This is a genomic window from Haloarcula japonica DSM 6131 (assembly GCF_000336635.1).
In the GTDB taxonomy this organism is placed as follows: Archaea; Halobacteriota; Halobacteria; order Halobacteriales; family Haloarculaceae; genus Haloarcula; species Haloarcula japonica.
This window is the reverse complement of the sequence record NZ_AOLY01000002.1, coordinates 18134-30415: the sequence shown is the minus strand read 5'-3', so window position 1 is coordinate 30415 and position 12282 is coordinate 18134. Positions and strand designations below refer to the sequence as shown.

At 64.7% G+C, this 12282-nt stretch carries 13 protein-coding genes; 2 read left to right on the top strand and 11 right to left on the bottom strand.

From position 1 onward, the window contains the following. The first annotated feature begins 59 nt into the window (after window positions 1–59). Window positions 60–1376 carry a DUF7282 domain-containing protein gene (locus tag C444_RS22500; protein ID WP_004590009.1) on the top strand — a complete coding sequence of 439 codons (1317 nt, stop codon included), beginning with the start codon at window positions 60–62 and terminating at the stop codon, window positions 1374–1376. Window positions 1377–1390: 14 nt separating this feature from the next. Here C444_RS22500 and C444_RS00130 read toward each other — a convergent pair whose 3' ends face one another. The 3 genes from C444_RS00130 to pheA form a co-directional block, all read right to left on the bottom strand. Beyond that, window positions 1391–1843, bottom strand: coding sequence for a peroxiredoxin (locus C444_RS00130; protein WP_004590008.1), 453 nt, complete (start codon window positions 1841–1843; stop codon window positions 1391–1393). 2 nt (window positions 1844–1845) lie between these two features. After that, window positions 1846–2253: an Hsp20/alpha crystallin family protein gene (locus C444_RS00125; RefSeq protein ID WP_004590007.1), complete on the bottom strand. Its 408-nt coding sequence runs from the start codon at window positions 2251–2253 to the stop codon at window positions 1846–1848. A 61-nt stretch (window positions 2254–2314) separates the two neighbouring features. Further along, on the bottom strand, window positions 2315–3130 hold the full coding sequence (gene pheA / locus C444_RS00120) for a prephenate dehydratase (protein WP_004590006.1): 816 nt from the start codon (window positions 3128–3130) through the stop codon (window positions 2315–2317). Between the two features lie 228 nt (window positions 3131–3358). Here pheA and C444_RS00115 point away from each other — a divergent pair, with 228 nt between their 5' ends. Then, window positions 3359–3691, top strand: a complete 333-nt coding sequence (locus tag C444_RS00115) for a DUF4234 domain-containing protein (RefSeq protein WP_023843073.1) — start codon at window positions 3359–3361, stop codon at window positions 3689–3691. 62 nt (window positions 3692–3753) lie between these two features. On the opposite strand, the gene C444_RS00110 is transcribed toward C444_RS00115, so the two are convergent. The 8 genes from C444_RS00110 to C444_RS00075 all read right to left on the bottom strand — a co-directional run bounded on the left by C444_RS00110 (window position 3754) and on the right by C444_RS00075 (window position 12267). Beyond that, window positions 3754–4383 carry a hypothetical protein gene (locus C444_RS00110; RefSeq protein WP_004590004.1) on the bottom strand — a complete coding sequence of 210 codons (630 nt, stop codon included), beginning with the start codon at window positions 4381–4383 and terminating at the stop codon, window positions 3754–3756. Between the two features lie 141 nt (window positions 4384–4524). Beyond that, window positions 4525–5943, bottom strand: coding sequence for a dihydrolipoyl dehydrogenase (lpdA, locus tag C444_RS00105; RefSeq protein ID WP_004590003.1), 1419 nt, complete (start codon window positions 5941–5943; stop codon window positions 4525–4527). Window positions 5944–5982: 39 nt separating this feature from the next. Then, entirely contained in the window at window positions 5983–6291 is a 309-nt protein-coding gene (locus C444_RS00100) for a hypothetical protein (RefSeq protein WP_004590002.1), read from the bottom strand. A 145-nt stretch (window positions 6292–6436) separates the two neighbouring features. After that, a complete protein-coding gene (locus C444_RS00095; protein ID WP_004590001.1) occupies window positions 6437–8071 on the bottom strand; it encodes a dihydrolipoamide acetyltransferase family protein in 1635 nt (544 codons plus the stop codon). Window positions 8072–8074: 3 nt separating this feature from the next. Then, complete coding sequence (locus C444_RS00090) at window positions 8075–9073, bottom strand: alpha-ketoacid dehydrogenase subunit beta (protein ID WP_004590000.1); 999 nt, start codon at window positions 9071–9073, stop codon at window positions 8075–8077. Continuing rightward, complete coding sequence (pdhA, locus tag C444_RS00085) at window positions 9070–10176, bottom strand: pyruvate dehydrogenase (acetyl-transferring) E1 component subunit alpha (RefSeq protein ID WP_004589999.1); 1107 nt, start codon at window positions 10174–10176, stop codon at window positions 9070–9072. Before pdhA ends, C444_RS00090 begins: the two co-directional genes overlap by 4 nt. Before the next feature lie 172 nt (window positions 10177–10348). Further along, window positions 10349–11278, bottom strand: coding sequence for a lipoyl synthase (gene lipA / locus C444_RS00080; protein ID WP_049908975.1), 930 nt, complete (start codon window positions 11276–11278; stop codon window positions 10349–10351). Between the two features lie 155 nt (window positions 11279–11433). After that, complete coding sequence (locus C444_RS00075; protein WP_004589997.1) at window positions 11434–12267, bottom strand: class I SAM-dependent methyltransferase; 834 nt, start codon at window positions 12265–12267, stop codon at window positions 11434–11436. Window positions 12268–12282: the final 15 nt, after the last annotated feature.

Sequence of the window (12282 nt, the reverse complement as noted above, 5' to 3'; positions counted from 1 at the left end):
TGGACGTGCTCAGTACTCGCCGAATTGGTATCGTTTTACTCGTCTTACTTACCACTACGGTGGCGCTCAGCGGCGTCGCCGCACAACAACAGGCCGCGACGGTCGACCCGACCCCGTCCGGCCCGAACGAGGCGGAGTCGATCCACGCGGTGACGTTCGCCGTCGGTGACAGCGCTGTCGCCGGCACCGCGTTCGAGGACATCCGCATCGATTACAGCGTCGATGCGCCGGCCGCCGACGTGTCGAACGTCGGGGCCAGTACCATCGAGCGGGTCGGTATCGACCGCGGCAACGACGACCCCGGCTCGCAGGTCGACGTTCGCGCCGCCGAAATCAGCGAAGTTAGCGGCGGTGCTGACGGCGCGGCGGTCCAGATTATCCTGGCCGGCGACCGCGAACTGCGGCAGGGCGACCAGGTCGTCGCCGTCATCCGACCGGTCCAGAACCCACAGAACGCCGGGACCGCCGACGTCGAACTGGCTGTCAACACGCAGGGGGCGGCCGTCAGCCGTACCGGCAGCGCCACCTACGAACAGCACGACGCCACGGTCACCGCTGCCGACCAGACCAGCGCCGGCGAGACGGTCGTCATCGACGAGGTGACGCTCTCCGAAGGCGGCTTCGTCGCCATCCAGAACGCGTCCGGCGCGTCGCCCGGTGAAATCAGAGGGGCGTCGGCGTACCTCGGTCCAGGGACGCACCAAGATGTCGAGGTGCCGCTCAACGCGCCGCTGGACTCGACACGGGACCTCGTCGCGCAGTCCTACACCGACAGCAACGCCGACCGTGACTTCGACTACGCGGCCTCCGGCGGCGAAGTCGACGGGCCTTACCGCAACACTGACGACAACGTCATCGGTTCGGACACGCTGACGGTGACCTACGACCCTGACGCCGGGTCGACGCCGACTGCAACCGAGACGGCAACGCCAACGTCCACTGAAACTGCTACGGCAACCGAGACGGCAACGCCGACACCGACTGCGACGGCAACGTCTACCGAAACTGCCACAGCGACCGAGACAGCAACGCCGACGCCCACCGAAACTGCCTCAGCGACCGAGACAGCAACGCCGACGCCGACTGCAACCGGGACCGATTCGAGCGCCGGCGGTGGCGATACGGACGGGGAGACGACCTCCGCGTCGACTGACACCGAGACGGCGACCGCATCGGAGACGGCATCGCCGACAGCCCCGACGGATTCTGACTCCGAGACCGCGAACTCGGCTGGCATGTCTTCGGACGCGACGGCGACGGACTCGTCGGACGATGACGGGGGCGTCCCGCCGGTCGACGATGAGTTCGGTGCGCTGTTGGCCGCGTTGCTCGTCGCGCTCCTGTTCGGCGGTGCGACGCTGCTCGGGTCCCCGTAGGCGGCCGTCCCGGACTACTCGGCCGCGATGATCCCAGTGTCGACGAGGTCTTCGAAGACGTTCGTCGCGTGGCCATCGGGGGCGACCCGTTCGTAGACGGCGACGACGCGTTCCCGTGCGATGACGTACGTCGTCCGCTGGCTCCGCCCGTCGACGAGCGGCACGTCGAACGCTTCGGACAGCCGCCCCTCGGGGTCGGCCAGCAGGTCGAAGCTGATACCGTTCGCCTCGGCGAAGTCGCGGTGGCTCGCCACGCCGTCCGTCGAGACGCCGTACACCGAGACGCCGGCGTCCGCAAACTGCTGTGCGTACTCCTCGAACTGTTCCGCCTCTGTCGTACAGCCTGGGGTGTCGTCAGCCGGATAGAAATACAGCACCGTCGGCTGCTCGAAGGCGGGCTGGACCGCGTCCCCGCGCTGGTTCGTCGCTCTGATCGTCGGCACGTCCGTGCCGGGTTCGAGCACCATCGTCAGTTTACCGGGATGTCCGTGCCGTCGTCGTCCTCGCTGTGGACGACCTTCGCCAGCCGAACCGTGAGGACGCCGTTGTCGTAGCTCGCGGTGGTCTCGGCTTCGTCGACGGCTTCGGGAAGGCGGACCGACCGGCTCAGCGACTGCTGGCGGCGCTCGCGCTGGACGTACTGGCCGTCGGTGGCTTCCCGCTCTTGACTCGACGCGGCGCTGATGGTGAGCTTCCGGTCCTCGACGAGTTGGACGTCGATGTCCGCGCTGTCGTAGCCGGGCAGGTCCGCGTGGACGACGAAGGCGTCGCCCTCGTCGACGATATCGACTGGGACAGCGCCCATGTCGACGCCGAACTGCTCTCCCAGCATATCGAACGCGCGCTCGATCTCGCTGAACGGATCGCGGTCAGACATACACGGGGGTACACGGGCCCGGGACTTAACACTTGAAGCGAGACCGGCGGTGCCCGACGACTCAGTTGACGACGGTCCGCGAGTCGTACGATCCCAGTCGGCGGACCCACCCCTTCTCGGCGATATCCTCGATGTCGGCCAGCGCGTCCTGCGTTCGCTGCTCGTAGAGCCCGGCCGAGATATCGATGTGGAAGACGTAGTCGCCAAGCCGCTCGCCGCTGGGCCGGGACTCGACGCGGGTGAGGTTGATGTCGCGGTCGGCGAACGGTTCCAGCAGTTCGAGCAACAGACCGGGGTAGTCAACGTCGGGGTAGACGATGAAGGAACTCTTGCCGCCGGCCTCGCTGCGCTCGCTCGTCGGAGCCACGACGACGAAGCGGGTGGCGTTCGAGGACCGGTCCTGAATGTCCTCGGCAAGCACTTTTAGCTCGGTCCCGTTGGTCGCGTTCTCAGGGTGGCCGATGGCGGCGATGTCCGCGTCGCCGCGGGCACGCTCGACGCCGCGGGCCGTCGACGCGACGGCCTCGACATTGACGCCAGGGTAGTGCTCGTCGAGCCAGCCGCGACACTGAGCCAGCGCTTGGGCGTGGCTGGCGACCAGCGAGAACGACTCGTTCTGTGCGAGCAGAGCGTGGCGGATCGGCGTGATGATCTCTTCGACGACGGCAACGTCGTATTCCGCGAAGGCGTCGAGCGATTCCGTGACGGAGCCTTCGATGCTGTTTTCGACGGGGACGACGCCACGTTCGGCCTCGCCGTCAGCGACGGCCTCGACGATAGCGGTCACCGACTCGGAGAAGGAGATTGCGTCGTCGGTGACTGCCTGTGCGGCGCGGTGGGAGTAGGTCCCTTCGGGACCCAGGGTAACAGTGGTCATACCCGGCGTACAGCGGTGGGAACCAAAAGAACCGTGGTCATCGGCAAGCGCTGTGCCGGGGCGGTCGCGGTATTCGTCTGCCGCTGTCCAGTGGTGTCGGCCCTCGTTCGGGACAACCACGCCGGTTCCTCGTCAGTGAGGCCGATGGGGCTCACGCCCACGTTCTGTTCGAGCACCGAGCACAGCCGGGTGTACTTTTTTCAGCAAGCGTGAGCGAATAGCGACTGTATGTCAGCATCACCGCAAGTGACTGACGCAACCGCGTTCGAAGACGGATCACTCGGCCTGCAGGTCGTCCTGTTTGTCGTGACTGGAACGCTCTACGGCCTGTACTGGCTGTACAAGACTGCCAAGCAACTCGATGCAGGGACAGACCAGAACCTGACCCCCATCTTGGCGGTCATTCCTCTCGTAAACATCATCGGGATCTGGCAGATCTCAAACGCGGCCGAAGCCGTCACCGACCAGAGTGGTGTAGTCCTGTTCCTACTGTTCGTCGTCTTCGGTCCCATTTCGTGGTTCTTGATACAGTCCGGTATCAACGACGTCGCGACTAATTGACGGCGTCCTCGACGTTTCTTGGACGCGAAATCCCGGTACCGATCATCGCTACTGGTGACCGCTCACTCGTTGCTACGGTGGAACAGCGCGAGGTGAACGAGGAGGTATCGTGAGGCGTAAAAAACTGTCACGCTGGCGACGAAGGCGAACAGCGAGACGGCCGCAACCGACAGACCGAACCCGGAGTCGACGAACGGGTTTCGACCCGTGAACGCGATGTATGCGGACACTGCGTCACCGCCGCCCAGGCCTACAGCGAACAGGCAAAGCGAGAGCACGGTTGCCAGACCGCCGGTTCCGAGGCCGACGTAGCGGGCGAAGTCCTCGGCGTTGAGCGCCGCGTGTGCCTGTCGCTCAGTCAGCGGGGCAAGCCGGACTCGGTAGAGGACTGACCCGACGAGCAACGTCGCACCGAACAACTGCAAGAACCCCCCGAACAGTCCGAGCAACAGCACTTTCGGCGAGGCGATGGCGGGGTCAACTGCCGGGAGAAACGTCGCGGTGCTGTCCGGATACAAACCGTAAATCGGCAACAACAGTGCTAGCGCACCGAGCAAGGCACTCTGCAGTGCGAGGGTTCGTGGGACGGTCTGTCTGAGATACGAGTGGCGTTCGTAGCGGAGTCGCTCGTACGTCGACCCCGAAATGATCGCCTGGGCGATGGTGTCGTCGGGTTGTGAGTCAGTAGACATCTCTTACCGGTACCTATTCACCGACAGTTTACTCAATCCTCAATATAACCCTTTTGCACGGCGCAAGATTCCGACTCTCTGACAGTAAACCCTCACGAAGTTGTGTTTAACTGGGCCTTTGTGAGCCAGCCCAGTACGTTCTCAGCGCGTGTGAACTGCTTCGCCGCGTGCCGCCGCGGCCGCTTCGTGGACCGCTTCGGAAAGCGTCGGGTGTGTGTGGATCGTCCCGGCGATGTCTTCAAGCCGTGCGCCCATCTCGATACCTAGCCCGAGTTCGGCGATAAGCTCCGACGCTTCGGGACCGACGATCTGTGCCCCGAGCAGGAACTCCTCGTCGGCATCGGCAACGACGCGGACGAAACCTTCCTTTTCGTTGACGGTGAGTGCACGGCCGTTAGCCCGTATCGGCATCTGTCCGATGACCGGCTCGAAGCCCGCCGCCTCGGCCTCCGCCGCAGTCATACCGACGGTGCCGATCTCGGGGTCGGTGAACACCGCGGCGGGAATCGCCTGATGATCGAATGCGGCCGGTTCGCCGGCGGCGGCTCTCGCAGCGACCTCGCCCTCAGCCATCGCCTTGTGGGCGAGCATCGGCTCGCCGGCCACGTCGCCGACTGCGAACACCGACTCGAACGCCGTTCGGCACTGGTCGTCGGTCGGAATGACGCCGTTCTCGTCCGTCTGGAGGTCGATGTTCTCCAGTGCGAGTGTCTCCGTGACTGGCTCGCGGCCGACCGCGACAAGACATTTCTCGGCGTTGTACTCGGTGACCGCGTCGTCTTCGTCGACGGTCTGGACGCGAATGCCCTCGTCCGTCTCGCTCCAGTCGTCTGCCGCCTCGCCGAAGTTGAAATCGATCCCCAGCTCCTCGGCGCGGTCGCGGACGACCGCCGAGATGTCGTCCTCGTAGCCGGGCAACACGTCATCGAGCATCTCGACGACCGTGACCTCCGCACCCAGTTTCGCGAACACCGTCGAGAGCTCCATGCCGATGTAGCCCGCACCGACGACGAGCAGCTTCTCGGGGACTGATTCGAGTGCGAGCGCATCCTTCGACGAGAGGATATGCTCGCCGTCGAACTCGAAGTCCGGGACCGTCATCGGGCGGCTCCCCGTGGCGACGATGGCGTGTTCGAACGACAGCGATTCCGAGCCCTGCCCTTCGCCGCCGTGGGCGACCCGGACCGTCCCGTCGTCGACGAACTCGGCAGTGCCCTCCACCAGATTGACGCCGGCGTTCTTACACAGCGATTCGACACCCCGTGTCAGCCGTGTGACGACGCCGTCTTTCCACTCTGTCATCCCAGCCATGTCGACGGCCGGGTCCGCGAACACGCCCATCGACTCGGCCTGCCGGGCGTCGTGGGCCACGTCCGAGGCCGAGATGAGCGCTTTCGAGGGGATACAGCCGTGATTCAGGCAGGTCCCGCCGTAGGCGTCCCGCTCGACGAGCGTCGTGTCCAGCCCCAGTTGCGCGCCCCGGATCGCGGCGACGTAGCCGCCCGGACCGCCGCCGATAACAAGCAGTTCCGTTCCCGTAGTGACATCTCCGACGACCATAGCGGTGCCTCGTCCGGGTCCGTGAAAAGCTATCGCCCTTCAGATCGCTGTCGTGTCTCTCTCGCGCCGGCGGTACAGGTAGTACCCGATGACTGGCACTGACACCGCAAACGCCGCGAACAGTGTTGTCCCCACGGCGTGGGCGATGCCGGCGAGCGCATACAGCGGTGTCGGGGACCAGTCCCTGTCGGTCCGCTGGAGTTGTCGACTGTCGAGAAAGAGGCCGACCGTGAGAAGCAGGCTGAACAGCACACCCGCCCAACCGGCGAGGACGGTCAGAGCAAACGCGCCGAGGTACGTTCCGACACTCCCCTCTCCGGTCGATCCCGACGAAATGAACAGTTCCATCCCGACCCGGGAGAGGACGGCACAGCTCGGAACTAGCACAAACAGCGTGGCCAACCCGGACCAAACCCATGTGTCTCTCGTGGAGGGCATCACGAACCCTGTCGTTCCAGTTACTTGTCTGGTTTTCGGTTGTGAACCCGAACAGTTACTCCAGCAGGAGTCGTGTCGGGTCCGATAGATACTCCTTGAGTGTGTTGACGAAGCGCGCCGCGTCGGCCCCGTCGATGACGCGGTGGTCAATCGCCAGCGAGAGCGGGAGCGTGGGTTTTGCGACGACTTCGCCGTCTTCGGCCACCGGCCGCTCTTTCAGCGCCCCGATCCCGAGAATCGCCGTCTCGGGGACGTTGATGATCGGGCTGGCGTACTCGCCGCCGATGGCCCCGAAGTTCGTGACGGTGAACGTCCCGCCCTGCATCTCCGACCGTTCGATGTCCCGCTCTCTGGCTCGCCCGACGAGGTCGTTGATCTCGTCGGCGAGTTCGACCAAACCCTTCCTGTCTACGTCGTTGACGACCGGCACGACAAGGCCGTGGTCGGTCGCTGCCGCCACGCCGATGTTGTGGACGTCCCTGTAGACGATCTCCTCGTTTTCGGTGTCCAGTGCCGTGTTGAGTACCGGGTGCTGGTCCAGCGCCGCGGCGACGCATTTCACCACAAACGGTGTGTACGTCAGCGTGATATCTCGCTCCTTGGCGAGTGGCGCGAGCCGCTCACGGGCCTCGACGAGGCCGGACACGACTACCTGGTCATGGTGGGTCGCGTGGGGCACCTCTCGGCGGGAGCGCGCCATCTGTTCGCCGATAGACCGGCGGACGCCACGGTACGGTTCGCGGCGCTCGCCGTCGCCTGTCTCGACGGCTGTCGTTTCGGCCCCAGCACTGCCCGCCTCGGCTGCCGTTCCCGCCGCGTCGCCTTCGGCGCTGACGGCTTCGGCATCGGCTGCCTGCGCGGCCTGCTGGGCCTCCGCGTACGTCCGCACGGCCGACTCATCGACGTAGGGTTCGCCGTCCCGCGTCTGGTCGGTCGGGACGGCGTTGATGTTCACGTCAAGCTCGCGGGCGACCTTTCTGGTTGCCGGCGTCGCCAGCGTCTGGTCGCGACTGGCGGCTTCCTGTCCGTCGTCGGAGACCCTTCTGACGGCTGACTTGACAGCACCCTCGTCGTCTGTGTCGCTTGCGTCGTCGCCCTGTGAAACCCCTGTGGTCGGGCCGTCACCGTCGTCGGACACCTTCGAAACGACCGACGTCGGGCCGTCGTCACTGTCAGCCGTCTCGCCGGCCGACGCTGTGGCCGCCTCGACATCTCCTTCGGTGACACGGCCGCCCGGTCCGCTCCCGTCGACGGCCGCGATATCGACCCCCTTCTCACGGGCGAGCCGTCGTACGCTCGGCGAGGCGAACACGCGGCCGTCGGCCGTGCTTGTGTTTGCATCTGACTGTTCCGATGCGTCGGCCGCTGTGGCTTCGCCCGCATCGCTATCGGCCTGCGCTGTGTCGGCTTCCGATGGTTCGGCTTCGTCTGTACTATCAGCCGCTTCGGCGTCGCCCTCTTCCTCGATGGTGACGAGCACCTCGCCGGTCTGTACCATCTCACCGACTTCGGCATGTAGTTCCCGTACGATGCCGTTGACCGGCGACGGGACGTCGACGGCGGCCTTGTCGGTTTCCACCTCCGCGAGGACCTGATCCTCGGTGACGGCGTCGCCCGGCGAAACGTGCCAGGTCAGCACCTCACCCTCTGCAACCCCTTCACCGAGATCCGGGAGATTGAACTCGAACATGCGTCAGAACTCCACTGCCTCTCTGATACCGTCTTTGATGCGGGCGGGTTCGGGGAGGTAGTAGTCCTCTAACGCGTACAGCGGGTAGGGCACGTCGAAGCCCGTTACACGGGTAACTGGAGCCTCCTGATACAGCAGGACTTCCTCCTGAATTGTGGCGATGATTTCACCGGCCAGCCCGCCGGTCTTGGGCGCTTCGTGAACGACGGCCGCTCGACCGGTCTTCTTGAACGACTCGACGATGGCGTCGGTGTCCATCGGCGACAGCGTTCGCAGGTCGATCACTTCGGCATCGATTCCCTCCTCGGCCAGTTCTTCAGCGGCTTCGAGTGTTGGCCGGGTCATTGCACCCCAGGTGAACACGGACACGTCACTTCCCTCGCGGCGGGTCTTCGCCTCGCCGAGTTCGATAGTGTAGGAATCGTCGGGGACCGCCTCGCGGAACGACCGGTAGATGAGCTTCGGTTCGAGGAAAATAACGGGGTCCGGGTCCCGGATCGCCGCCGTCAGCAGCCCCTTGGTCTCCTTCGGCGTCGACGGGATGACAACCTTCAGCCCCGCTTCGTGGACGTAGAACGCCTCCTTCGATTCGGAGTGGTGTTCCGGCGCGCGGATCCCACCGCCGTAGGGCGCGCGAACGGTAAGCGGGCAGTTGTACCGGCCGCGGCTTCGCGTGCGGAGGCGGGCGGCGTGACTGACAATCTGGTCGAATGCGGGGTACATGAACCCGGAGAACTGCATCTCCGGCACCGGCCGGAGCCCGTAGGCGGCCATGCCGATAGCCGTCCCGACGATGCCAGCCTCCGCAAGCGGCGTGTCGATGACTCGGTCGTCACCGAACTCCTCGTGGAGCCCCTGTGTCGCCCGGAAGACACCGCCGTTCTTCCCGACGTCTTCACCCATCACAACCACGTCTTCGTTCCGCTCCATCTCGCCGTAGAGGCCGTCACGGACGGCCTGTACGAGCGTCAAACTCTGTGTGTCTGCGTCCTGTGTGCTCATTCCAGTAGCACCTCGTCGCCGTGTCGCTCGCGCAGGTCTTCGAGGTAGTTTAGTTGCTGTTTGAGTCGCTGTGGCATCTCCGCGTACACGTCCGCGAACATCTCCTCCGGTTTCGGCCGCTCGGTTGCCTCGGCCTCGTCGATGGCCGTGGCCACCTCGTCCTGAATCGATTCGTCGATGGCGTCGACCCGCTCGTCGTCGAGCAGGCCCCGGTCCCGGAGGAACGCCTCCATCCGCGGGATGGGGTCTTTTTGCTTCCAGCGCTCGACCTCGTTGTCATCACGGTACACTGATGGGTCGTCAGCAGTCGTGTGTGCGCCAAAGCGGTACTGCACCGCCTCGATCATCGTTGGCCGGAGTCCGCCCTCGGGCGGGTCGTGTGCCTTGTCGATGGCCTCGCGGGTTACCTGATACACCGCCAGCGGGTCCATCCCGTCGACCTGCACGCCGTCGAAGCCGTAGGCGTTAGCCTTCTGGGCGAGCGTCTCGCTGGCCGTCTGGCGCTCCCGCGGGACCGAAATAGCCCACTGGTTGTTGTTGCAGAAAAATACCGCTGGCACGTCGAACACGCCCGCGAAGTTCAGCCCTTCGTGAAAGTCGCCCTCGGAGGTCGCACCGTCACCGAAGTACACGAGGACAGCGGTGTCATCGCCCCTGAGTTTCGATGCCCACGCGGCCCCGGTCGCGTGTGGAATCTGTGTCGCAATCGGGACCGCAAACGAAAACGCCTGGACGTCCTCCGGCGGCGAATTACCCGCTTCGGACCCCATCCAGTACAACAGGTCGTCCGACAGGGGCCATCCCTTGACGTACATCGCGAGGTGTTCCCGGTAGCTTGGGAAGGCCCAGTCGCCGTCTCGCAAGGCGAAGGCGCTACCGACCTGTGAGGCCTCCTGCCCCGACATCGGGGGGTACGTCCCCATCCGCCCCTGTCGCTGCAAACTCACTGCCCGCTGGTCGAAGTGCCGGCCGAGTTTGAGATATCGGTACATCTCCACCAGTTCGTCGTCCGAGAGGTTAGGTATCGTTGCGCCGTCGACCACTGTCCCGTCTTCATCGAGAATCTGTACCCTGTCCGTGGGGTCGCGCTGGAGGACACTCATAGAAACCGCCTCCCTCGAAGTGGCATACGACGACTGTTCACTCGCACTACCTTTAGAGCTTTCGCGGTGCTGAAAAATATCTCCGGCGTAGGTATTACTGATAGTATCGCTGTTACAGCGACGCTACGGCGGTTTTAATTCTGCCCGATTTATCACTGATAACTCCGGTGTATCAGTTGCCGGCACGGACTTCTGCCCGGGCCTCGTCGGCACTTCGCCCCTCGCGCAGGATGCTCTCGACGAACAGTTCGCCGGCGCGGTAGGACGACCGGACCATCGGTCCCGAGGCACAGTACAGGAAGTCGAACTCTTCCTCGGCCACCCGCTGCCAGGTGTCGAAGGTGTCCGGATGAACGTACTCCGAGACTTCCAGATGTGAGCGGGAGGGCTGGAGGTACTGGCCGAAGGTGACCACGTCGACGCCGGCCTGCCGGAGGTCCGACAGCGTCTGGTACACCTCATGCGCGTACTCGCCGACGCCCAGCATCAGGCTGGTCTTGCTGTAGCAGTCGCTCTCCCGGTCGATCTGCCGAAGCACCGAGAGGGACTGCTCGTATCCGGCCCGGCGGTCCCTGACTGGCCACTGGAGGCGGTCGACCGTCTCGATATTGTGTGCGATGACGTCCGGGTCGGCGTCGATAATCTTCTGTACGAGGTCCGTTTCTCCCTGAAAATCGGGGATGAGGCACTCGACGAGGATTGACGGGTCACGCTCTTTGATGGCCCGGATCGTCTCGGCGAAGTGGCCTGCGCCCTGGTCGGGCAGGTCGTCGCGGTCGACGCTGGTCAGCACCACGTAGTCAAGCCCGATCTCCGCGACGGCGTCGGCCACCTGCTGTGGCTCGTCGGGGTCCAGCGGTTCCATCCCGCCAGTCTCCACGTCACAGAAGTTACAGCCCCGGGAACAGCGATCGCCCATCAGCATGAACGTCGCCGTCCCCGGTCCGTCACGCCCGCTCCAGCACTCCCCGAGGTTGGGGCAGTTGGCCTCCTCACAGACCGTGTTGAGGTTCCGATCCCGGAGCGTCTGCTTGATATCGGTGAACCGCTCGCCCGACGGTGGCCGCATCTTCAGCCAGTCGGGCTTGCGCGAACGACTCATTATCGGGAGTTAGGTTCGGTTGGTCAAAAACGTACGGGGGTCGCGTGTGCTGTCACATCCCGTCTAGCAGGACAATCGAGCGGTCAGGCGGTCCAGCCGAACCAACCGCCACCTGCGTACTCAAGGGCATCAACGCTACTGCCCGCGTGCCCACCTCACGCACGACAGACAGCAAGCATATGTGCGGACATATCCACGACGGTTCGGTCTGTACGGAGTTCGTCCACAAGCGCTTGAACACCGGCCCGCTCGTGTGCTGACAGTTCGTCAGCGGTCTCCCGGAGCGGTGCGGCGGCGAGTACTGACGCCAGCCCCTCCAGTCCGACCAGCGTCTCGACGGTCATCCCGCCCGCCTCCAACAGGGCCTCGAACTCGTCGGCGCGGAAAAAATGGGTCTCGGTGAACGCCGCCTCGTGACCGAGCTGCGCCACGAACGAACGGTCGTAATCACCCGTTTCGGCGAGTTCGTCCGCGTGGACGAGGTGTTCCGACCTGCCGACCAGCGAGAGCACCAGCCAGTTGAGCCGCCCCATGACGGAGGCGAACACCGGCCCTCCGGTGTCTGTCACCCGGCGAAGCTCCCGCACGGCGGCCACCCGTTCGTCGGCGTCGAGTACATGTGACAGCGGCCCACCCAGACACAGCGTCGCGTCGAATACATCCCGGTCAAACCCGAGGTCGCGTACGTCCCCCGCCCCAACTGTCACCCGCTCCTCATGTCCGTGCTCGGCGATTTTTTCCTGTGCGATAGCTCGCTGACCCTCACTGGGGTCGACGAGTGTGACATCGTATCCCTGTTCGGCCAGCCAGACGGCGTACCGACCAGCACCGCCGCCTACGTCGAGGACGTGCCCCGTATCGGGGAGGTTCGCTTCGAGCTGTGCAACGGTCTCCGCCCACTCCAACTGCCCGTGTAGCGTGGCTGTCAGGCGGTCCCACTCGCTCTCGTCGTTCTCGTCGTAATAGTCCTCGGGGTCACTGATAGGCACACCTGCGCACTATCA

What these genes read in the sequence shown, in the direction of transcription:
- C444_RS00090 (WP_004590000.1), bottom strand. Translation starts at nt 9,073, where the DNA reads ATGAGCACACAGGACGCAGACACACAGAGTTTGACGCTCGTACAGGCC.
- C444_RS00100 (WP_004590002.1), bottom strand. Translation starts at nt 6,291, where the DNA reads ATGGAACTGTTCATTTCGTCGGGATCGACCGGAGAGGGGAGTGTCGGA.
- pdhA (WP_004589999.1), bottom strand. Translation starts at nt 10,176, where the DNA reads ATGAGTGTCCTCCAGCGCGACCCCACGGACAGGGTACAGATTCTCGAT.
- pheA (WP_004590006.1), bottom strand. Translation starts at nt 3,130, where the DNA reads ATGACCACTGTTACCCTGGGTCCCGAAGGGACCTACTCCCACCGCGCC.
- C444_RS00130 (WP_004590008.1), bottom strand. Translation starts at nt 1,843, where the DNA reads ATGGTGCTCGAACCCGGCACGGACGTGCCGACGATCAGAGCGACGAAC.
- C444_RS00115 (WP_023843073.1), top strand. Translation starts at nt 3,359, where the DNA reads ATGTCAGCATCACCGCAAGTGACTGACGCAACCGCGTTCGAAGACGGA.
- lipA (WP_049908975.1), bottom strand. Translation starts at nt 11,278, where the DNA reads ATGAGTCGTTCGCGCAAGCCCGACTGGCTGAAGATGCGGCCACCGTCG.
- C444_RS00125 (WP_004590007.1), bottom strand. Translation starts at nt 2,253, where the DNA reads ATGTCTGACCGCGATCCGTTCAGCGAGATCGAGCGCGCGTTCGATATG.
- C444_RS00095 (WP_004590001.1), bottom strand. Translation starts at nt 8,071, where the DNA reads ATGTTCGAGTTCAATCTCCCGGATCTCGGTGAAGGGGTTGCAGAGGGT.
- lpdA (WP_004590003.1), bottom strand. Translation starts at nt 5,943, where the DNA reads ATGGTCGTCGGAGATGTCACTACGGGAACGGAACTGCTTGTTATCGGC.
- C444_RS00110 (WP_004590004.1), bottom strand. Translation starts at nt 4,383, where the DNA reads ATGTCTACTGACTCACAACCCGACGACACCATCGCCCAGGCGATCATT.